The sequence below is a fragment of the Xanthomonas sp. CFBP 8443 genome (assembly GCF_025666195.1).
Taxonomy (GTDB): Bacteria; Pseudomonadota; Gammaproteobacteria; order Xanthomonadales; family Xanthomonadaceae; genus Xanthomonas_A.
The window spans coordinates 2,683,570-2,708,133 of record NZ_CP102592.1 but is presented as its reverse complement, the minus strand read 5'-3'; the positions used below and the strand labels follow the sequence as shown (position 1 = coordinate 2,708,133).

Annotated in this window: 3 protein-coding genes (1 of these 3 only partly in view); all 3 read left to right on the top strand. The window is 66.1% G+C overall.

What is annotated here, in order from left to right; genetic code table 11:
* Tightly spaced (each overlapping or abutting the next), the 3 genes in view from NUG20_RS11330 to NUG20_RS11320 form a layout consistent with a single transcriptional unit that may run on beyond the window.
* On the top strand, positions 1 to 4,735 hold the end of the coding sequence (locus NUG20_RS11330; protein WP_263394599.1) for a non-ribosomal peptide synthase/polyketide synthase. 17,786 nt of this gene lie to the left of the window's left edge; 4,735 of the gene's 22,521 nt are visible here — the last part of the coding sequence; the start codon falls outside the window, past its left edge; the stop codon is at positions 4,733 to 4,735.
* Complete coding sequence (locus tag NUG20_RS11325) at positions 4,728 to 14,588, top strand: non-ribosomal peptide synthetase (RefSeq protein WP_263394598.1); 9,861 nt, start codon at positions 4,728 to 4,730, stop codon at positions 14,586 to 14,588. Before NUG20_RS11330 ends, NUG20_RS11325 begins: the two co-directional genes overlap by 8 nt.
* Positions 14,578 to 24,447 (top strand): non-ribosomal peptide synthetase, encoded by a 9,870-nt coding sequence (locus NUG20_RS11320; protein ID WP_263394597.1) that lies wholly within the window; start codon positions 14,578 to 14,580, stop codon positions 24,445 to 24,447. The genes NUG20_RS11325 and NUG20_RS11320 overlap by 11 nt, the downstream gene beginning before the upstream one ends.
* The last annotated feature ends 117 nt before the right edge of the window (positions 24,448 to 24,564 follow it).

Sequence of the window (24,564 nt, the reverse complement as noted above, 5' to 3'; positions counted from 1 at the left end):
TCCGGTCGTACCGGGCCTGACCTCGCGCCATCTGGCCTACGTCATCTACACCTCGGGCACTACCGGGCAACCCAAGGGTGTGATGGTGGAGCACCGCAGCCTGGTCAACTACGTCGTCGATGCGATGCGCCTGTTCGGCATCGTGCCTGGCGACATGGTGTTGCAGCAGAACTCCTTGAACTTCGACATATCGGTCGAAGAAATGCTGCCGGCCCTGTGCGGCGGCGCAGCCCTGGCGCCGACCAGCCGGATCTTCGGCAGCGACGACGAAGCAGCGCTGCCGCTCACCTTCGTGCACATCACCGCAGCGCATTGGCATACGCTGGTGACCCAATGGCAACGTGATCCGGGCCGAGCGCAGCGCCAGTTGCAGGGGCTGCGGCTGATCAACGTCACCGGCGACGCGCTGTCGACGCAGAAGCTGCAGGTCTGGGACGCGCTGCGCCCGCCCGCGTTGAAGCTCATCAACACCTACGGTCCCACCGAGACCACGGTCTCGTGCACGGCGGCGTACGTGCGCTACGACGAGTTCAACCAAGCGATGGCCAGCGCCACCATCGGGCGGCCACTGGCGAACACCCGGATCTACATCCTTGATGCGCATCTGCAGCCGGTGCCGCTGGGCGTCGCTGGCGAAATCCACATCGGTGGTGACGGCGTAACCCGCGGCTATCTGAACCGCCCGCAACTCACCGCCGAACGTTTCCTGCACGATCCGTTCAACGCGGATCCGACGGCGCGCATGTACAAGAGCGGCGATCGCGCACGTTATCGCGAAGACGGCAACATCGAATATCTGGGGCGCAACGATTTCCAGGTAAAGATCCGCGGATTCCGGGTCGAACCTGGCGAGATCGAAGCCAGGCTCGCAGCGTGCGCTGGCGTGCGCGAAGCGGTGGTGATCGCACGCGTGGGCACGGCGGGTGACAGGCGCCTGCTCGCCTACATCGTGCCGCACGACGGTGCCGCAGTGTCCGTGGCGGCATTGCGCGAGGAACTGCTGCTTGACCTGCCCGACTACATGGTTCCGAGCGCATTCGTGAGGCTGGATGCGTTACCGCTGACACCGAACGGCAAGCTTGATCGCAAGGCGTTGCCGGAGCCCGATCAGGCCGCGCTGGTCAGCCGCGAGTACGAGGCGCCGGTTGGCGACGCCGAATCTGCCGTTGCCGAGGTGTGGCAGGCGTTGCTGGGCGTGGAGCGCGTGGGACGTCATGACCATTTCTTCGAACTCGGCGGGCATTCGCTGCTGGTGATCGGCCTGATCGAGCAGTTGCGCCGGCGCGGCTTCGGTACGGATGTGCGCACGGTGTTCATGGCGCCGACACTGAGCGGTTTGACGGCGAGGTTGTCCGCCGCTGTACCGTCACGGCGAACGGATGTGCCGCCGAATCCGATCACCCAGGCGACCGTGCGGATCACGCCGGAGCTGTTGCCGCTGGTGCGGCTGACCCAAGATGAAATCGATGCCTTCGTCGTCGCCGTGCCCGGCGGGGTGGGAAACATCCAGGACGCCTATCCGCTGGCGCCGCTGCAGCAGGGCATCTTGTTCCACCACCTGCTCGAACGCGAAACCGGCGGCGACACCTATTTGTTGTGCACGGTCGCGGAATTCGACGAGCGCGCGCAGTTGGACGCGTTCCTGGCCGCGTTGCAGCGGGTGATCAACCGTCACGACATCCTGCGAAGCGCGGTGCATTGGGAAGGTCTGAGCAAGCCGGTGCAGGTCGTACAGCGGCATGCGTCGCTGCCGGTGCACGAACTGTCGCTATCGGCGGACACGCCGGCATTGGCGCAGTTGCTGGCGCACACCGATCCGGGCCGGATCCGAGTGGATTTGCGGCGGGCGCCGCTCCTGGCTGCGCATGTCGTTCGCGACCCGGCCACGGGCCATTGGCTGCTGGCGCTGCTGAACCACCACATGGTCTGCGACCATATCGCCCAGGATTTGATCCTGGCGGAGATCCAGACGCTGCTGGAAGGGCACGAGGACGCATTGCCGCCGCCGATGCCATATCGCGACTTCATCGCACGCACGCTGGCGGTGCCGGAAGCCGAGCATGAGGCGTATTTCCGCGAGCGGCTGGGGGACGTCGACGAGCCGACCGCGCCGTTCGGCGTGTTGAACGTGCAGGCTGATAGCGGCGGCAAGGTGGAAGAAGGGCGCCTGCGTCTCGACGACGCGCTGGCGAAGCGGATCCGCGACAGCGCACGGCGCGAGGGCGTGACATCGTCGGTCCTGTTCCACGTCGCGTGGGCACAGGTGTTGGCGCAGTGCAGCGGCCGCGACGATGTGGTGTTCGGCACGGTGCTGTCCGGCCGCCTGCAGGAGACCGAAAGCACTGAACACGTGGTCGGCATGTTTATCAATACGTTGCCGATCCGCATCCGTCTGGCGGAGGCCAGCGTAGCCGACACTGTGCGCGAGACGTACCGGCAGCTGGGCGCCTTGCTGTCGCACGAACAGTCGCCGCTGGCGCTCGCGCAGCGTTGCAGCGGCATCCAGGTGCCGCTGCCGCTGTTTACGGCGCTGTTCAACTACCGCCACAACCTCGACGACGCCGGTACGGTCGCGCCCGCGTGGGACGGCATGCGTGTGATCAGCGACGAGGTGCGCACCAACTATCCGTTGACGATGTCGGTGGACGATTTCGGGCAGGCCTTCGCGCTGGTGGTGCAATGCGGTGCGGGGATCGATCCGGAGCGGATGGTCGGGTATCTGGCCGCGGCTATCGAGGGATTGGTGGACGCGCTCGAAGCCTCGCCGACATTGCCGGTCCGTTCTGTGACGGCGCTGCCGGCATTCGAGCGCCAGCGGATGCTGTTTGCTTTCAACGCGACCGATACGGCATATCCGCACTTGGCGACGATCCACGGCCTGTTCGAAGCGCAGGCGGCGCAGCAGCCGGATGCGGATGCGCTGGAGTACGCCGGCGACCGGCTGAGCTACGCGGCGCTGAACCGGCGCGCGAACGCGGTGGCGCATCGCCTGATCGCCATGGGCGTGACCCCCGGCGACCGGGTCGCGATCTGTGCCGAGCGCAGCCTGGCGATGGTGGTGGGCGTGCTCGGCGTGCTCAAGGCCGGGGCTGCCTACGTGCCGCTGGACCCGGCCTATCCGGCCGATCGCCTGGCCTACATGCTCGCCGACAGCGCACCGATGGCGGTGCTGACGCAAGCGGTGCTGCGCGCGCGGCTGCCGATGCTGGATGGACTCGACGTGCCGGCGATCGTGCTCGACGCGGAGGTTGAAGAGACTGCGTCAGATCTGGCGAATCCGGTCGTTGCGAACCTGACCTCGCGCGACGTGGCCTACGTGATCTACACGTCGGGCTCGACCGGCCAGCCGAAGGGGGTGATGGTCGAACACCGCTCGGCGGTGAACTTCTGGCAGGCGATGACGCGCACCACCCACCGCAGCTGCGGGCCGAACGTGCGGGTGGCCTTGAACGCGGCATTCTCGTTCGACATGTCGCTGAAGGGCTTGTTGCAGTTGCTGTCCGGCCACTGCCTGGTGCTGATCCCGCAGGCGATCCGCGCCAGCGGTCCAGCCTTGCTGGCGTTCCTGGAAGAGCAGCGGATCGATGCGTTCGACAGCACGCCATCGCAGCTGGAAGGCCTGCTGAGCGCCGGGCTGCTGGAACCGGGCGGCCACCGCCCGCGCAACGTGCTGCTGGGCGGCGAGGCGATCGGGGCAGGGATGTGGGAGCGGCTCAAGGCCTCGCCGGTGGTGCGCTTCCACAACATGTACGGCCCGACCGAGGCGACGGTGGACGCGACGATCGAGGACATCGGCGCCTCGGTGGCGGGGCCAGTGATCGGCAAGCCGTTGGCGAACGCGAGGATCTACCTGCTCGACGCGCGCGGCGAGCCGGTGCCGCTGGGCGTGGCCGGTGAGATCCACATCGGCGGGGTCGGCGTGGCGCGCGGCTACTTGCACCGTCCGGACCTGACCGCCGAGCGCTTCGTGAAGGACCGGTTCTCGGACGACCCGCAGGCACGGATGTACCGGACCGGCGACCTGGGCCGCTGGCGTGCCGACGGCACCCTGGAATACCTGGGGCGCAACGATTTCCAGGTGAAGATCCGCGGTTTCCGCATCGAACTGGGCGAGATCGAGGCGAAGTTGCGCGGCTGCGCCGGGGTGCGCGAGGCGGTGGTGATCGCGCGCGAAGACGTCGAAGGCGACAAGCGGCTCATCGCCTACGTGGTCGCGCAGGAGCACACCGAGCTGTCGATCGCGAGCCTGCGCGAGGAGCTGTTGCAGGACCTGCCCGAGTACATGATCCCGAGCGCGTGCGTGCTGTTGCCGGCCTTGCCGCTGACGCCGAACGGCAAGCTGGACCGCAAGGCGCTGCCGGCGCCCGACCAGGCCGCGGTGGCGAGCCGCGCCTACGAGGCGCCGGCGGGCGAGATCGAGCAAGGGATGGCGGCGATCTGGCAGGAGCTGCTGAATCTGCAGCATGTCGGCCGCAACGACCATTTCTTCGAGCTGGGCGGGCACTCGCTGCTGGTGATGCAGCTGGTGATCCGCATCCGCGAGCAGTTCCACGTCGACGTGCCGCTGCGGGTGCTGTTCGAGCAGCCAATGCTTTCGGAGCTGGCCGGATCGATCGGCGAACTGCAGCGGGAGGTCTTCCTGGGCGAGGACTTGGAACACATGCAGAACGAACTGGATTCGCTTTCCGAAGAGGAATTGCGCGCCATGCTCGAACGGGAATCGATCAATGAGTGACAACAACGACGCGCTGGAAGCGCTGAAGCGCACCATCCTGCAGAACCGGATGAAGCAGCGCATGGCGTTGCATGCCACCGGCAAGAAACTGCAAGGCATCCCGCGTGCCGATCGCGGCGTGCCGTTGCCGCTGTCGTCGGCACAGCAACGGCTTTGGTTCCTGGATCAGCTCGATCGCGCTGCGGGCGCGGCCTATCATGTGTCCGCCGTGTTGCGGCTGGTTGGCGCTCTGGATCAGGCGGCGCTGCGTGCGAGTCTGGACAGGATCGTGGCGCGGCACGAGAATCTGCGGACCACGTTCGTCAACGCGGGCGGATCGCCGGTTCAGGTGATTGCGCCCGAAGACATCGGCTTCGCGCTGGCCGACCAGGACCTGCGCGATCTCGATGCCGGTGCGCAGGCCGAGGCGGTGGCCGACCTGAGCGCGAGCGATGCGCACGCGCCGTTCGATCTTTCGCGTGGTCCGTTGATTCGCGGCCGCCTGCTCAAGCTCGCCGAGCACGAGCATGTGCTGCTTGTCACCCAGCACCACATTGTCTCCGATGGCTGGTCGACCGCAATCCTGGTGAAGGAATTCAGCGCGCTGTACGCCGCGTTCTGCAGGGGCGAGCCCGATCCGCTCCCGCCATTGCCGATCCAGTACGCAGATTACGCCGTATGGCAACGGCAATGGTTGCAAGGCGACGTGCTGCAGGGCCAACTCGATTTCTGGCGCGAGCATCTGGCTGGTGCGCCGGCGCTGCTGGAATTGCCCGTCGACCATCCGCGGCCGGAGGTTCCTAGCTATGCGGGCAGCTCGGTCGATGTGAACCTGTCCCCGGAACTCACCGCCGCACTGCGGGCATTGTCGCAACGCCATGGCGTGACCCTGTTCATGACGCTGCTGGCGGCCTGGGCGGTGCTGCTGTCGCGCCTGAGCGGGCAGGACGACATCGTGATCGGCAGCCCGGTCGCGAACCGCGCGCGCGCCGAGATCGAACCATTGGTGGGTTTCTTCGTCAACACGCTGGCATTGCGGGTGGATCTGTCTGCGGACCCGAGCGTTGCGCAACTGCTTGCGCAGATCAAGGCGACGACGCTCGGCGCATATGCGCACGCGGATCTGCCGTTCGAACAGGTCGTGGAGGCGCTGCAACCCGAACGCAGCCTCAGCTACAGTCCCGTATTCCAGGTGCTGTTGAGCATGAGCAACGACAATGGCGACCGCTCGCTGCATCTGCCCGGCCTGGCGCTCGAGCAGATCGAAGCGCCATACAACAACGCTCATTTCGATCTGGATCTGGCGTTCTTCGATTCGGGAAACAGCCTCACGGGCAAGCTGACTTACTCCAGCGATCTCTTCGACCGCAGCACGGTAGCGCGCTTCAATGCATATCTGGTCGCTGTGCTGGCAGCAATGGCGTCCGACGCGGCGCAAGCGACAAGTTCGTTGTCGCTGTTGTCGCCATCCGAGCGCCAGCAGATGCTGTTTGCTTTCAATGCGACCGACACGGCATATCCGCACTTGGCGACGATCCACGCCCTGTTCGAAGCGCAGGCGGCGCAGCAGCCGGACGCGGACGCGCTGGAATATGCCGGTGACCGGCTGAGCTACGCGGCGCTGAACCGGCGCGCGAACGCGGTGGCGCATCGCCTGATCGCCATGGGCGTGACCCCCGGCGACCGGGTCGCGATCTGTGCCGAGCGCAGCCTGGCGATGGTGGTGGGCGTGCTCGGCGTGCTCAAGGCCGGGGCTGCCTACGTGCCGCTGGACCCGGCCTATCCGGCCGATCGCCTGGCCTACATGCTCGCCGACAGCGCACCGATGGCGGTGCTGACGCAAGCGGTGCTGCGCGCGCGGCTGCCGATGCTGGATGGACTCGACGTGCCGGCGATCGTGCTCGACGCGGAGGTTGAAGAGACTGCGTCAGATCTGGCGAATCCGGTCGTTGCGAACCTGACCTCGCGCGACGTGGCCTACGTGATCTACACGTCGGGCTCGACCGGCCAGCCGAAGGGGGTGATGGTCGAACACCGCTCGGCGGTGAACTTCTGGCAGGCGATGACGCGCACCACCCACCGCAGCTGCGGGCCGAACGTGCGGGTGGCCTTGAACGCGGCATTCTCGTTCGACATGTCGCTGAAGGGCTTGTTGCAGTTGCTGTCCGGCCACTGCCTGGTGCTGATCCCGCAGGCGATCCGCGCCAGCGGTCCAGCCTTGCTGGCGTTCCTGGAAGAGCAGCGGATCGATGCGTTCGACAGCACGCCATCGCAGCTGGAAGGCCTGCTGAGCGCCGGGCTGCTGGAACCGGGCGGCCACCGCCCGCGCAACGTGCTGCTGGGCGGCGAGGCGATCGGGGCAGGGATGTGGGAGCGGCTCAAGGCCTCGCCGGTGGTGCGCTTCCACAACATGTACGGCCCGACCGAGGCGACGGTGGACGCGACGATCGAGGACATCGGCGCCTCGGTGGCGGGGCCAGTGATCGGCAAGCCGTTGGCGAACGCGAGGATCTACCTGCTCGACGCGCGCGGCGAGCCGGTGCCGCTGGGCGTGGCCGGTGAGATCCACATCGGCGGGGTCGGCGTGGCGCGCGGCTACTTGCACCGTCCGGACCTGACCGCCGAGCGCTTCGTGAAGGACCGGTTCTCGGACGACCCGCAGGCGCGGATGTACCGGACCGGCGATCTGGGCCGCTGGCGTGCCGACGGCACCCTGGAATACCTGGGGCGCAACGATTTCCAGGTGAAGATCCGCGGTTTCCGCATCGAACTGGGCGAGATCGAGGCGAAGTTGCGCGGCTGCGCCGGGGTGCGCGAGGCGGTGGTGATCGCGCGTGAGGACGTCGAAGGCGACAAGCGGCTGGTCGCCTACGTGGTCGCGCAGGAGCACACCGAGCTGTCGATCGCGAGCCTGCGCGAGGAGCTGTTGCAGGACCTGCCCGAGTACATGATCCCGAGCGCGTGCGTGCTGTTGCCGGCCTTGCCGCTGACGCCGAACGGCAAGCTGGACCGCAAGGCGCTGCCGGCGCCGGACCAAGCCGCGGTGGCGAGCCGCGCGTACGAGGCGCCGATTGGCGATGCCGAACAGGCCATCGCCGAAGTCTGGCAGGCGCTGCTCGGCCTCGAACGCGTTGGCCGGCATGACCATTTCTTCGAATTGGGTGGGCATTCGCTGCTGGTGATCGGCGTCATCGAACAGTTGCGCCAACGCGGCCTGAGCCTCGACGTGCGCGCGATCTTCATGACCCCGATGCTGAGCGCGCTCGCCGCGCAGCTCGGTGGTGGTTCACAGACGCCCGAACGCGGCGAAGTGCCACAGAACCGGATCACGCTGGCGACCACGGCAATCACGCCGGACCTGCTGCCGCTGGTGGACATGACGCAGGACGAGATCGACGGCATCGTCGCCAGCGTGCCCGGCGGCGTGGCCAACATACAGGACATCTATCCGTTGGCGCCGCTGCAGGAAGGCATTCTCTTCCATCACCTGCTGGAGAACGAAAGCGGCGGCGACACCTATCTGCTGAACACGATGGTGGCCTTCGATGGCCGCGAACGCCTGGACGCGTTCCTGGACGCTCTGCAGCGCGTGATCGACCGTCATGACATCCTGCGCAGCGCGATGCACTGGCAGGATCTGGCCACACCGGTGCAGGTCGTGCAGCGGCGGGCGACATTGCCAATCCACGAACTGCTGCTGTCGGACGATAGTCCTGCACAGGCGCAATTGCTGGCCCATGCCGATCCGCGACGCACGCGGCTGGATCTGCGGCAGGCCCCGATTCTGGCAGCGCATATCGCACGTGATCCCGCAACCGGCGAATGGCTGCTCGCGTTGCTGAATCACCACATCACCTGCGACCATATCGCGCAAGACTTGATCCTGTCCGAGATCCAGATGCTGCTGCAGGGCCGGCAACACGCGCTGCCGCCCACGATGCCGTATCGCGATTTCATCGCGCGCACGCTGGCGGTGCCGGCAGCCGAGCACGAGACGTACTTCCGCAGCCAGCTGGCTGACGTCGACGAACCGACCGTGCCGTTCGGCGTCCTGAGCGTACAAGCCGACGAGAACGGCGACTTCGACGAAGCGCATGCGCGGATCGACACTGCGCTGTCGCGCCGAATCCGCGACAGCGCACGCAAGCATGGCGTGACTCCAGCCGTGTTGTTCCACGTGGCGTGGGCGCAGGTGCTGGCCCAGTGCAGCGGCCGCGACGATGTGGTTTTCGGCACGGTGCTGTCGGGCCGCTTGCAGGAAACCGAAGCTGCCGAGCATGTCGTCGGCATGTTCATCAACACCCTGCCGGTGCGCATTCCGTTGGCGGGTGTCGGCGTCGCTGAGGCCGTGCGCGATACCCACCGACGGCTCGCGGAATTGCTGCCGCACGAGCAGACGCCATTGGCGTTGGCGCAACGCTGCAGCGGCATCCTGCCGCCGCTGCCGCTGTTCGCGGCGCTGTTCAATTATCGCCACAGCCACGAAGTGAGCCACCCCGACGATATTGCGGCGCGGGTGTCGGCATGGGAAGGCGTCTGGGTCCTGGGCGGATATGCAAGAACCAACTATCCGCTGACCGTATCGGTGGACGATTTCGGACAGGACTTCGGCCTGGCCATCTGGTCCGCGCCGGGCATCGACAGTGCGCGCCTGCTTCGGTACATGGAAATCGCCGTCGCCGCGTTGACCGACGCGTTGGCGGATGCTCCCGCCGCGCCGCTGCTGGGTCTCGACATCCTGCCGGCGGCCGAACGCGAACAGGTGCTGGTCGGGTTCAACACCACGCGCGCGGAGTATCCGCAAGACGCGACGATCTGCGCCGTGTTCGAGTCGCAGGCCGCACGACGTCCGGACGCGGTCGCGCTCGAATGCGATGGACGGCGTCTTAGCTACGACGCATTGAACAGTCGCGCGAATCGGCTCGCGCATCGCCTGATCGCGGCAGGTGTGCGTCCCGATGACCGCGTCGCGATCTGCGCCGAGCGCGGCCTGGCGATGGTCGTGGGCATGCTCGGTGTGCTGAAGGCAGGCGGCGCCTACGTGCCGATGGATCCGGCGTATCCCGCCGAGCGCCTGGCTCACATGGTGGCGGATGCCGAGCCGATCGCACTGCTGACCGAAGCCGAATCGCGCGACGCGCTGGCGTTGCCCGCCGCGATGCAGTGCCCTGTGTTGATGCTGGACGATGACGAAAGGGGAGCGTTGCCGAAGCATTCGGCCAATCCGCTAGTCGCGGGGCTGACATCGCGGCATCTGGCCTATGTGATCTATACCTCTGGTTCGACCGGCCGGCCGAAAGGCGTGATGGTCGAGCATCGCAGCGTGTTGCGGCTGGTCATCAACAATCCGTACGCGCCGATCGGGCCGGACGACTGCATCGGCCACTGCTCGAATCCGGCATTCGATGCGTCCACTTGGGAAATCTGGGCGGCCTTGCTCAATGGCGCGCGATCGCTGGTGGTGCCGCAGCGGATCGTGCTCGATCCGCAGGCCCTGAATCAGGCGCTGGTCGACGGCAATGCGACCGCACTGTGGTTGACCGCCGGCCTGTTCAACGAATACGTGAATGCCCTAGGCCTGGCATTCGCCGGCCTGAAATACCTGCTGATCGGCGGCGACGTGCTGGATCCGCGCAGGGTCGCGCGGGTGTTGAACGGCGCGCAGCCGCCACGGCATCTGATCAACGGCTATGGCCCTACCGAAACGACCACGTTCGCGACCACGTTCGCGATTGAAGCGCTGCCGGACGGGGCACGCACGATTCCGATCGGTAGGCCGATCGCTAACACGCAGGCATACGTACTGGGCACGCATGGCGAAGCAATACCGGTCGGCGTCGTCGGCGAACTGCACATCGGCGGCGCCGGTGTGGCGCGCGGCTATTTGAACAACGCCGCACTGACCGCCGAGCGCTTCCTGCGCGATCCGTTCTCCGCAGAACCCGGTGCTCGGATGTACAGGACCGGCGATCTGGCACGCTGGCTGCCTGACGGCAATCTCGAATATCTCGGACGCAACGACTGCCAGGTGAAGATTCGCGGATTCCGTATCGAACTCGGCGAGATCGAGACGACGCTGCGCGCGTGCGCGGACGTCTGCGAGGCGGTCGTGAGCGCGCGCGAAGACGCGTCCGGCGACAAGCGGCTTGTCGCCTACGTGGTGCCGCGTGGCGGCGCCGATCCGTCGACACTGGACCTGCGCGCAGTCTTGGCGCGGGAATTGCCGGACTACATGATTCCTGCAGCATTCGTGTATCTGGATGCGCTTCCGCTCACGCCGAACGGCAAGCTGGACCGGAAGAGTCTGCCGGCACCGGACCAGGCGGCCGTCGCAAGCCGCGACTATGAACCCCCGGTCGGCGACATCGAGCAGACCATCGCCGGCATCTGGCAAGAACTGCTGGAACTGGAGCAGGTGGGGCGTCACGACCATTTCTTCGAACTGGGCGGGCACTCACTGCTGGCGGTGCGTCTGACGACACGCCTGCGTGCGGCGTTGGGGACGGAGGTGGCATTGCGCGACGTGTTCGCGCAGCCGACGCTGGCGATGCTGGCGCGGACGGTCTCCGGCGCGGCACCGTCCCACGGCGCGATCGTGCCCATTTCTCGCGACCAGGCATTGCCCGTGTCGTGGTCCCAGCAGCGGCTGTGGTTTCTCGACCGGCTCGATCGCGCGGCCGGTGCGGCGTACCACATCCCGGCGGCGCTGCGGCTCAGTGGCGACTTGAACCGTGCCGCGCTGCAGGCGAGCCTGGACGGCGTTGTGGCCCGGCACGAGGTCCTGCGTACGCGCTTCGTCGATATCGAAGACACTCCGCATCAGGCGATCGCGCCGGCGGACAGCGGCTTCGCGTTGACCGAGCACGATCTGCGCGATCTCGATGCCGCCGCGCAGGCCGCTGTGGTGGCCGAATGGAGCGCCGACGAAGCGCGTGCGCCGTTCGATCTTGCCATGGGCCCTTTGATCCGCGGACGTCTGTTGAGGCTGGCCGAAGAGGAACATGTGCTGTTGGTCACGCAGCACCATATCGTGTCCGACGGTTGGTCGATCGGCGTCCTGGTGCGCGAAGTCAGCGCCTTGTACACGGCGTTCTGCCAGGGCGAGCCCGATCCGCTGCCGCCGCTGCCGATCCAGTATGCCGACTACGCGGCATGGCAACGGCAATGGCTGCAGGGCGACGTGCTCCAGGGCCAGCTTGATTTCTGGCGCGAGCACTTGAACGGCGCACCGGCATTGCTTGAGCTGCCGACCGATCGGCCGCGGCCGGCGGTGCAGAGCTATCGCGGCGACCGTATCGAGATCCGGTTGCCGGAAAAACTCAGCGTATCGCTGCACGCACTGTCGCAACGCCACGACGTGACCTTGTTCATGGTCCTGCAGGCGTCCTGGGCGGTGCTGCTGGCACGCCTGAGCGGACAGGACCAGGTCGTGATCGGCAGCCCGGTCGCCAACCGCCCGCGCGCGGAGATCGAGCCGCTGATCGGCTTCTTCGTCAATACGCTGGCGTTGCGCGTGGATCTGGCCGCCGATCCGAGCCTGGCCGAACTGCTCGCGCAGATCAAGGCCACCACGCTCGGCGCCTACGCGCACCAGGATCTGCCGTTCGAACAGGTCGTGGAGGCGCTGCGACCCGAACGCAACCTGGGCCACAACGCGTTGTTCCAGGTGTGGTTGAACTTGAACAACACGCCCAACGACGCCTTGAGCCTGCCGGGCCTGACCCTGTCCACGATCGACACCGAACAGCGTACCGCGCGCGTCGACTTGTCGTTGTCGCTGACCGATCTCAGCGATGGCCTGATCGGTAGCCTCGTCTATTCCACGGACCTGTTCGACCGCAGCACGGCGGGACGCATCCTCGGACATTGGACAACGCTGCTCGAGGCGATGGTCGGCGACGGTGTGCAGACGGTGAGCCGCTTGCCGTTGCTGTCTTCGGCCGAGCGCCAGCAGATGCTGTTTGCTTTCAATGCGACCGATACCGCATATCCGCACTTGGCGACGATCCACGCCCTGTTCGAAGCGCAGGCGGCGCAGCAGCCGGACGCGGACGCGCTGGAGTACGCCGGGGACCGGCTGAGCTACGCGGCGCTAAACCGGCGCGCGAACGCGGTGGCGCATCGCCTGATCGCCATGGGCGTGACCCCCGGCGACCGGGTCGCGATCTGTGCCGAGCGCAGCCTGGCGATGGTAGTGGGCGTGCTCGGCGTGCTCAAGGCCGGGGCTGCCTACGTGCCGCTGGACCCGGCCTATCCGGCCGATCGCCTGGCCTACATGCTCGCCGACAGCGCACCGATGGCGGTGCTGACGCAAGCGGTGCTCCGCGCGCGGCTGCCGATGCTGGATGGACTCGACGTGCCGGCGATCGTGCTCGACGCGGAGGTTGAAGAGACTGCGTCAGATCTGGCGAATCCGGTCGTTGCGAACTTGACCTCGCGCGACGTGGCCTACGTGATCTACACGTCGGGCTCGACCGGCCAGCCGAAGGGGGTGATGGTCGAACACCGTTCGGCGGTGAACTTCTGGCAGGCGATGACACGCACCACCCACCGCAGTTGCGGGCCGAATGCGCGGGTGGCCTTGAACGCGGCATTCTCGTTCGACATGTCGCTGAAGGGCCTGTTGCAATTGCTGTCCGGCCACTGCCTGGTGCTGATCCCGCAGGCGATCCGTGCCAGCGGTCCGGCCCTGCTGGCGTTCCTGGAAGAGCAGCGGATCGATGCGTTCGACAGCACGCCGTCGCAGCTGGAAGGCCTGCTGAGCGCGGGCCTGCTGGAACCGGGCGGCCACCGCCCGCGCAACGTGCTGCTGGGCGGCGAGGCGATCGGGGCAGGGATGTGGGAGCGGCTCAAGGCCTCGCCGGTGGTGCGCTTCCACAACATGTACGGCCCGACCGAGGCGACGGTGGACGCGACGATCGAGGACATCGGCGCCTCGGTGGCGGGGCCAGTGATCGGCAAGCCGTTGGCGAACGCGAGGATCTACCTGCTCGACGCGCGCGGCGAGCCGGTGCCGCTGGGCGTGGCCGGTGAGATCCACATCGGCGGGGTCGGCGTGGCGCGCGGCTACTTGCACCGTCCGGACCTGACCGCCGAGCGCTTCGTGAAGGACCGGTTCTCGGACGACCCGCAGGCGCGGATGTACCGGACCGGCGATCTGGGCCGCTGGCGTGCCGACGGCACCCTGGAATACCTGGGGCGCAACGATTTCCAGGTGAAGATCCGCGGTTTCCGCATCGAACTGGGCGAGATCGAGGCGAAGTTGCGCGGCTGCGCCGGGGTGCGCGAGGCGGTGGTGATCGCGCGTGAGGACGTCGAAGGCGACAAGCGGCTGGTCGCCTACGTGGTCGCGCAGGAGCACACCGAGCTGTCGATCGCGAGCCTGCGCGAGGAGCTGTTGCAGGACCTGCCCGAGTACATGATCCCGAGCGCGTGCGTGCTGTTGCCGGCCTTGCCGCTGACGCCGAACGGCAAGCTGGACCGCAAGGCGCTGCCGGCGCCGGACCAGGCCGCGGTGGCGAGCCGCGCCTACGAGGCGCCGGCGGGCGAGATCGAGCAAGGGATGGCGGCGATCTGGCAGGAGCTGCTGAATCTGCAGCGTGTCGGCCGCAACGACCATTTCTTCGAGCTGGGCGGGCACTCGCTGCTGGTGATGCAGCTGGTGATCCGCATCCGCGAGCAGTTCCACGTCGACGTGCCGCTGCGGGTGCTGTTCGAACGGCCGGTGTTCTCCGCGCTTGCCGAAGTGGTGGTCTGCGAGCGGCTGAAGCGCTTTGCGGACGCGGATGTCGCAGCCGCAGAAGACGAATTGAGCGACCTTTCCGAGGAAGAACTCCTCGCCATGCTAGCGAGCGATAGTGACGATGAGCGCTGACCAGAGCCAGACCCTGCAACAACTGCGACGTGCGGTCGCGCTGCAACGGCTACAGCAGCGAGGTGGCGTGCAGCTGGAAGCGGTGGCGGTCCCGCCGATCCGCATCGTCGACCGCAACGAATCCCTCCCGCTATCGTGGGCGCAACAGCGCTTGTGGTTCCTGGATCAATTCGACCATGCCGCCGGCGCGGCATATCACATCCCGATGGCAATACGCTTGACCGGTGCATTGGACCGCACCGCCTTGCAGGCGAGCCTGGACCGGATCGTGGCGCGCCACGAGGGCCTGCGTACGACATTCGTCAACGTCGAGGGCGAGCCACGGCAGGTGATCGCCGCCGCGGACGGCGGATTTTCCTTGATCGATCACGATTTGCGCCATCTGCAAGACGCGGCGCAAGCGGCGGCGATCGCCGAGTTCGGCGTGGCCGAGGCGAACGCGCCGTTCGACCTGGCGAGCGGGCCATTGATCCGGGGTCGCCTGTTGCGATTGGCTGAGCACGAGTACGTGCTGCTGCTCACCCAGCACCACATCGTGTCGGACGGTTGGTCGACCGGCGTGCTGGTGAAGGAAGTCAGCGCATTGTATGCCGCGTTCAGCCAGGGCCAGGCCGATCCGCTGCCGCCGCTACCGATCCAATACGCTGACTACGCCGCATGGCAGCGGCAATGGCTGCAAGGCGACGTGCTGAAGCAGCAGATCGATTACTGGCGCGAACACCTCGGCGGCGCTCCGGCCCTGCTGGAGTTGCCGACCGATCGGCCTAGGCCCGCGGTGCAGAGCTACCGTGGAGATCGCGTGCCGGTGCGCCTGTCGCGCGAATTGAGCGGGGCCCTGCGCGCCTTGTCGCAACGCCATGGGGTGACGGTGTTCATGACCTTGCTGGCGGGCTGGTCGGCTTTGCTGGCGCGGTTGAGCGGGCAGGACGATGTGATGGTCGGCACGCCGATCGCCAATCGGCAGCGTGCCGAGGTCGAACCGCTGATCGGCTTCTTCGTCAACACGTTGGCGTTGCGCGTGGACCTGTCCGCCGACCCGAGCGTGGCGGCGCTGCTGGCGCAGGTCAAGGCGACCATGCTCGGCGCCTACGAGCACCAGGATCTGCCGTTCGAACAGGTCGTGGAAGCGCTGCAGCCGGAGCGCAGCCTCGGTTACAGCCCGATCTTCCAGGTGATGCTGTCGCTGAACAATACGCCTGCAGGAGATGGTCTGAGCCGCTTGCCCGGGTTGACCTTGTCCGGGATCGACATGGAACGGCAGACCGCCCAATTCGAGCTGTCGTTGTCGCTGAACGACACCGCGGACGGGCTGGCGGGCAGCATCGGCTATGCCACGGACCTGTACGAGCGCAGCACGGTGCAACGCATGCTCGGGCACTGGACGAGGGTGCTCGAGGCGATGATCGCCGACGACTCGCTCGCGGTCAGCCGCCTGCCGCTGCTGTCCGAGCAAGAGCGCGAGCAACTGCTGATTACATTCAATGCCACCCGGCGCGACTATCCGCATCAGCGGACCGTGCACGCATTGTTCGAAGCGCAAGCCGCGCAGCGGCCGCAGGCGATCGCGATCGCATTCGAAGGCCAGCGCATCGATTACGGCGACTTGAACCGCCGCGCGAACCGAGTCGCGCACCGCCTGATCGCTTTGGGTATCGGCCCCGACGATTGCGTCGCGATCTGTACCGAACGCAATGCGACGATGATCGTCGGCATGCTCGGCATCCTGAAGGCCGGCGCTGCATACGTGCCGCTCGATCCGGCGTATCCGGCCGATCGCCGCGCCTACATCCTTGACGACAGCCGGCCGAAGGCCTTGCTGACGCAGTTCAGCCTCGCCGCTCTGGCCGATGAGTCGATCACCGCTAGCTGTACTGGGGCGGCCCTTATCGTGTTGGATGCCGATGCGTCGCTCACCATGCAGTCCGATCACGATCCAGTCGTGCCCGGCCTCACCTCCAGCAACCTCGCCTACGTGATCTATACCTCCGGCACCACCGGCCAGCCCAAGGGCGTGATGGTGGAGCACCGCGGCCTGGTCAATTACGTCGTCGATGCGGTGGATCTGTTCGGCCTGGTCCCTGGCGACACGGTGCTGCAGCAGAATTCGCTGAATTTCGACGTGTCGGTCGAGGAGATCCTGCCGACCTTGTGTGGTGGTGCGACCGTCGCGCCGACCAGCCGCATTTTCGGCGCTGCCGATCTCGATGAGGCGATCCTGCCCAGCGTCGTACACATCACGGCGGCGCATTGGCATACCCTGGTCGCCGAATGGCAGCGCGATCCCGAACAGGCGCATCGCCAGTTGCAGCATGTGCGGCTGTTCAACGTCACCGGCGATGCCGTGTCGATGCAGAAACTGCAGGTATGGGACGCGCTGCGGCCGCCTTCGGTCCAACTCATCAACACCTACGGCCCGACCGAGACCACGGTGACATGCACGGCCGCCTACGTGCGCCACGATACGTCCAACCAGGCCATGGCCAGCGTCACCATCGGCAAGCCGTTGGCGAACACGCAGATCTATATTCTCGATGCGCATCTGCAGCCGGTGCCGATTGGCGTCGCAGGCGAGATCTACATCGGCGGCGATGGCGTGACGCGCGGCTATTTGAACCGTCCGGGATTGACCGCCGAGCGCTTCTTGCACGATCCGTTCGCCTCCGCCCCCGCGGCCCGCATGTACAAGAGCGGAGACCGCGCGCGCTATCTCGAAGACGGCAATATCGAATTCCTGGGTCGCAACGATTTCCAGGTGAAGATCCGCGGTTTCCGGGTCGAGCTTGGCGAGGTCGAAGCGAAGCTGTCGGAGTGCGCCGGGGTGTGCGAGGCGGTGGTGGTCGCAGCAAAGGGCGCATCGGACGAAAAGCGCCTCGTCGCCTACGTGGTACCGCACGACGGAGTGGAACCTTCCGCGGCGTCGCTACGCGAAGAACTTTCGCGGGATCTGCCGGACTACATGATCCCAAGCGCGTTCGTGCGGCTGGACGCATTTCCGTTGACGCCGAACGGCAAGCTCGATCGCAAGGCGCTGCCGGCGCCCGATCCGGCGTCGATCACAAGCCGCGCATATGCGGCGCCGGTCGGCGACATCGAATGCGTCATCGCCGAGGTTTGGCAAGAATTGCTTGGCCTGGAGCGGGCCGGTCGGCATGACCACTTCTTCGAGCTCGGCGGCCATTCCCTTTTGGTCATCCGCCTGATCGAGCGTCTGCGCCGGCGTGGCCTGAACGCGGACGTGCGCATGGTGTTCATGACGCCGATGCTGCACGCGCTGGCAAACCAGCTCGCCGATGGCGCGCAGGCGGTCGAGCGCGCGAGCGCACCACCGAATCCGCTCACAGTCGCGACGACGCGGCTGACGCCGGAACTCCTGCCGCTGGTGAGCCTGACGCAAGAGGAGATCGACGGCCTCGTCGCCCTGGTGCCGGGGGGGCTGGCGAATATCCAGGATATCTATCCGCTCGCTCCGTTGCAGGAGGGGATCCTGTTCCACCATCTGATCGGAGACGAGGGCGATACCTACCTGCTGCGGACGGTGATCGGCTTCGACAGCCAACAGCGCATGGCGACCTTTCTCGGCGCCTTGCAGCAGGTGGTCGATCGCCACGACATCCTGCGCAGCGCCGTGCACTGGGAAGGCTTGTCCCAGCCCATCCAGATCGTGCACAGGCACGCGCCGCTGCCGGTGACCGCGCTGGATGCGATAGCCTGCGCTGCGGATTCGGCAAGATTCTTCGCCGATACCGATCCGCGCCGCTTGCGCCTCGACCTGCGCAAGGCGCCGATGCTGGCGGCGTATACGGCCCACGATGCGCGCAGCGGCGAATGGCAGCTGGCACTGCTGCTGCATCACATGGCCTCCGACCACATCACGCAGGATCTGATCCTGGCGGAAATCCAGATGCTGCTGCAGGGGCGGGGCGACCATCTGCCAGCGGCGGTGCCGTACCGCAACTTCATCGCGCAGATTCGCGCGGTACCGGAATCCGAGCACGAAGCATACTTTCGCAGCCAGCTCGCCGATGTCGACGAACCCACCGCGCCGTTCGGCGTCGCGGCCGTGCAGGAACACGGGCGCAGGCAGCAGGAAAGCGCGTTCCAGTTCAACGACGCGCTGGCGTTGGATATTCGCGAAAGCGCACGTCGGCATGGCGTGACGCCGGCAGTACTGTTCCACGTGGCCTGGGCGCAGGTGGTCGCCGAATGCAGCGGGCGCGACGATGTGGTGTTCGGGACGGTCCTGTCCGGCCGTTTGCAGGGTTCCGATACGGCCGACCAGGTCGTCGGCATGTTCATCAATTCGCTGCCGATCCGGATGCGCTTGGCGCAACTGAGCGTGGCCGAGGCGGTGCGCGAAGCCTATGCACGGCTGAGCGATCTGTTGCTGCACGAACAGGCGCCACTGGCGCTCGCACAACGCTGCAGCGGTGTACCGTCGCGGTTGCCGTTGTTCACGGCGTTGCTGAACTACCGGTACAACGACGGCAGCGGCATCGCCAAGGATGCCGCGGCATCGGCATCCGCGTGGGAAGGCATCCGCGTGGTGTCGAGGGGCAAGACCCACGGCAGCTATCCGCTGACGCTCTCGGTCGAGGACTGGGGCCGGGCGTTGGGGCTGTCGGTGCTGTGCGTGCCGGACATCGACGGAGCGCGCCTGCTGCGCTACCTGGAAACCGCGATGACCTCGCTGGTCGCGGCACTCGCCGATACGCCCTCGTTGCCGATACGGCGCCTGGCGGTGCTGCCGCAGGACGAACGCGCACAGCTGTTGGCCGCCTCGAGCGGCGAGCGCACGGACTACCCGCACGATCGCCTGGTACACGAGTTGTTCGAAGCGCAGGCTCGGCAGCGGCCCGATGCCGTCGCGCTGACGTGCGGCGAAGCCAGCCTGAGTTACTGCGCATTGAACCGGCGTGCAAACCAACTTGCGCACTATCTGCGCACACTCGGCATCAAGCCCGATGCGCGGGTAGCGATCTGCATGGAACGCGGCATCGACATGGTAGTCGGACTGCTCGGCGTATTGAAGGCGGGAGGCGCCTATGTGCCGCTGGATCCTGCCAATCCGGCCGAACGCCTGGCCGCCATTCTGAAGGAAGATCCTCCGTTGGCGTTGCTCACGCTTGCCTCGATCGAGGACGACCTGCCGGCGATGAGCCTGCTCCGCGTCGTGGTGATGGACGACGAACCGGCGATCGCGCGGCAGCCGGAGCACGATCCGGCTGCCGCGGCGGGCTTGACTCCCGAGCACCTGGCCTATGTCATCTATACGTCCGGTTCGAGCGGCCAGCCCAAGGGCGTGATGGTGCCGCACCGGGGCGTGGTCAATTATCTCGCACATGCGCACGCTGCATATCTGCCTGACGACATTCGCGGCGCGGTGGTGGCGACGCCTCTCGGCTTCGATGCGACGCTGACCACGCTGCTCGCGCCCTGGCTTGCAGGCAAACCGGTCGCATTGCTTCCCGAAGACGCACAAGCGTGTCTGCTCGAGGTGCTGGAGTACCTCCGCCGGCCGGAACCGTGGCTGTTCAAACTCACACCGGCGCACCTGGACGTGCTGTCCAGCCTGGTGGAGGCATCGCCTGTCGCGACGCCGCATCGGCTCGTGGTCGGCGGCGAACAGCTGACCAGGCATAGCCTGGCCCGTTTCCGAGACCGCGTGCTGCCCAACGCGATCGTGGTCAACGAATATGGCCCCACCGAGGCGGTAGTCGGTTGCACGACCTTCGTCAGCGACGCAAGCACGGTCGAACCCCAACGCAACGTGGTGCCGATCGGACGTCCGATCGCCAATACACGCACCTATCTGCTCGGCTTGCACGGCGCGCCGGTGCCGGTCGGCGTCGTCGGCGAAATCCATATCGGCGGCATAGGTGTCGCGCGTGGCTATTTGAACCGACCCGACTTGACCGAGGAGCGCTTCCTTGCCGATCCTTTCGTCGACGATGCGCATGCGCGGATGTACAGGACCGGCGATCTTGCGCGCTGGTTGCCGGAAGGCGATCTGGAATATCTGGGCCGCAACGACTTCCAGGTGAAGGTCCGCGGGTTCCGTATCGAACTCGGTGAGATCGAAGCGAAACTCTCCGCGTGCAAAGGCGTACTCGACGCGGTGGTGATCGTCGGCGAGGACGCGTCAGGCGACCAGCGGCTCGTTGCCTATGTGGTTCCGGAGGACGACGAAGCTGCGCCGAGTGCAGCGGATCTGCGCGAACGCCTGTCACGCGAACTTCCGGATTACATGGTGCCGAGCGCCTTCGTCGGTTTGGCAGCTTTGCCGTTGACGGCCAACGGCAAGATCGATCGCAAAGCACTTCCTGCGCCCGACCTCGCATCGGTGGCGAGCCGCGACTACGAGGCGCCAGTAGGCGATGTCGAACAAGCCATCGCTGCGATCTGGAGGGAGCTGCTCGGGCTCGAGCAGGTCGGCCGCCATGACCATTTCTTCGAACTCGGTGGGCATTCCTTGCTGGCCGTACGCCTGGTAACGCGCCTTCGCGCCGTACTGGATGTGGAAGTGGCGCTGCGCGACGTTTTCGAGCAACCGACATTGTCGCAACTCAGCGCGCTCACAGCCCAAGGCAGCGCGTCGTCGCAGACCGCGATCGCGTGTGCCGACCGCGACCAGGCGCTGCCGCTATCGTGGGCACAGCAACGCCTGTGGTTCCTGGATCAATTCGACCACGTGGCCGATGCGGCGTACCACATTCCAGCCGCATTGCGGTTGCAGGGCGAATTGAACCGCAGCGCACTGCGGGCAAGTCTGGATGCGATCGTCGCGCGGCACGAGAACCTGCGTACGACCTTCGTCAGCGTCGAGGGCGAGCCGCGACAGCTGATCGGACCGGCCGACAGCGGGTTCTCGCTGGCCGAACACGACCTGCGCAATCTGGACGAGACGTCGCAGGCCGCGACAGTGCGCCAATTGAGTGGCAGCGAGGCGCGCGCGCCCTTCGATCTGTCGACAGGCCCCTTGATTCGTGGCCGCCTGCTGCAACTCGGCGAACACGAGCACGTGCTATTGGTCACGCAGCATCACATCATCTCCGATGGTTGGTCGATCGGCGTGCTGGTGAAGGAAGTCAGCGCGTTGTATACCGCTTTCGCGCAAGGCAGGGACGATCCCTTGCCGCCACTGCCGATCCAATACGCCGACTACGCGATGTGGCAGCGCCAGTGGCTGCAAGGCGACGTGCTGCAGGCACAGGTCGATTTTTGGCGTGCGCATTTGTCCGGCGCACCGGCCTTGTTGGAATTGCCCACCGACCGGCCGCGGCCGGCGGTGCACAGCTACGACGGCGACAGCGTGCAGGTCCGCATGCCGCCTGCGCTCGGCGACCGCCTGAATGCGCTGGCGCAGCGCCATGGCGCCACCTTGTTCATGGCATTGCTTGCAGGCTGGTCGGCGTTGCTGTCGCGCTTGAGCGGGCAGGGCGAGGTGGTGATCGGCAGCCCGGTGGCCAACCGCCAGCGCGTCGAGATCGAACCATTGATCGGATTCTTCGTCAACACGTTGGCATTGCGTGTCGATCTGTCGGACGATCCGAGCGTGGCCGAGCTGCTGGCGCAGATCAAGCGGACGACGTTGGCAGCCTACGCGCACCAGGACCTGCCGTTCGAACAGGTGGTGGAAACGCTGCAGCCGGTGCGCAGCTTGAGCCACAACGCACTGTTCCAGGTCGCATTGACGCTCAACAACACGCCGGTCGACGACGACCTGAGCCGATTGCCTGGGCTGACATTGTCGTCGATGGAGAGTGCGCTGCGTACCGCCCGTTTCGATCTCTCCTTGTCGCTCGTCGCGACGCCCGAAGGTCTGGTCGGCAGCGTGATCTACGCTACCGCATTGTTCGACCGCGCCACGATCGAGCGGATGATGGGGCATTGGGTCACGCTGCTCGAGGCGATGGTCGCCGACGACGCGCAGCGCGTCAGCGGCTTGCCGCTGCTTACAACGCAAGAGCATGACCAGCTGCTGCGAGGGTTCAACGCGACACACGTGGAATATCCACATGGCCAACTGCTGCATGCACGGTTCGAAGCGCAGTCCGCACGAACACCCGATGCGATCGCGTTGGAATACGAGGGCGAGCAGTTAAGTTACAGCGAACTGAACCGCCGCGCGAACCGGGTAGCGCATCGCCTGATCGCCCATGGCGTGAAGGCGGATGATCGCATTGCGCTCTGCGCCGAGCGCAGCCTGGCGATGGTGGTCGGCGTGCTCGGCATCCTGAAGGCCGGTGCCGCCTATGTGCCGATGGATCCGCTGTATCCGGCCGATCGACTGGCCTATATGCTCGACGACAGCAGGCCGGTGGCGGTGCTCACGCAATCCTCCCAGCGCGAGCGTTTGCCGGCGCAGGCATCGCAGCAATGTCCTTTGTTGCTGCTGGATGTGGATTTCGACACCTCTCCCGACGAACATGCGCTCAATCCAAGCGTTCCAGGGCTGTCGTCGCGGCATCTGGCCTACGTGATCTACACCTCGGGCTCGACCGGCCAGCCGAAGGGGGTGATGGTCGAGCATGCCTCGGTGATGAATCTGCAAATGGAACTGGAGCAATCGATCTTCGGCGCGCTGGCCGAGCACGATCGAGTGGGCCTGAATGCCTCGCTGTCGTTCGACGCATCGGTGAAATCGCTGCTGCAGCTTCTGTCCGGCCGTTGCGTCGTGATCGTTCCTGCGCAGGTGCGCGCCGACGCGGATGCGCTGTTGGCGTTCCTGGCACGCAGTCGCATCGATGCGTTCGATTGCACCCCCGCGCAACTGGAATCGCTGCTCGCGGCCGGCCTGTTGGAGCATGCGACGTATCGGCCGCAGGCCGTCCTGATTGGCGGCGACGCCATCTCCGCCAATACGTGGCAGCGGCTGGGCCGCTCGATCACGCCACGTTTCTTCAATGTCTACGGCCCGACCGAGTGCACGGTCGACAGTGCATTGACCGCCGTCGACGGCGGCGGAGAACGTCCTAACATCGGCAAGCCGATCGGCAACGCGCGGATCTACATCCTCGATGCTCGGCGGCAGCCGGTCCCGATCGGTGCGTGCGGCGAGCTTTACATCGCGGGCATGGGAGTGGCGCGGGGCTATCTGCACCGTCCTGAGTTGACGGCGGAGCGCTTCCTGAAGGATCCGTTCTCCGACGATCTGGATGCGCGCATGTACAAGAGCGGCGATCTCGGGCGCTGGCTGCCCAATGGCAGCATCGAGTACCTGGGCCGCAACGACCAGCAGGTCAAAATTCGCGGATTCCGCGTCGAGCTGGGCGAGATCGAGGCCAAGCTGGCCGGGTGTCCAGGCGTACGCGAAGCGGTGGTGATCGCACGCGAAGACGTGCTTGGCGACAAGCGACTGGTCGCCTACGTGGTGCGGCAAGAGAATGCGGATTTTCCCGTCGCCGAACTGCGCGACCTGCTATTGCAGGATCTGCCCGAGTACATGATTCCGAGCGCCTGCGTGCTGCTGGACGCGCTGCCGCTGACGCCCAACGGCAAACTGGACCGCAAGGCGCTGCCGGCGCCGGACCAGGCGGCTGTGGCGAGCCGCATATACGAAGCGCCGGAAGGCGAAGCGGAACAGGCGATCGCTGAGGTCTGGCAGGAGCTGCTGGGAATCGAGCGTGTCGGCCGTCATGATCACTTCTTCGAGCTCGGCGGGCATTCGCTGCTCGCTGTCCGCGTCGTGGTACGGCTCAAGGAAATCCTGCAGGTCGATATCGACCTGCGCGACGTGTTCATCACCCCGCAGCTATCTGCTTTGGCAAACATCATCATCGATCGTCAGTTCGCCCAGTTCGATCAAACCGAGTTGTTGACGGTGCTGGGATCGATGCAGGAAGCGGAGCTGCGCGAGTGAGAGGAACCGATACGGTGCGCGATGGGCGGCGGCAGGCAAACCGATGGACCATACGCGGATTGGGTGACAGGCGAGGGCCACGTCTTTTCCAGGCTTAGAAAGGGGGGTGGTGTTGTT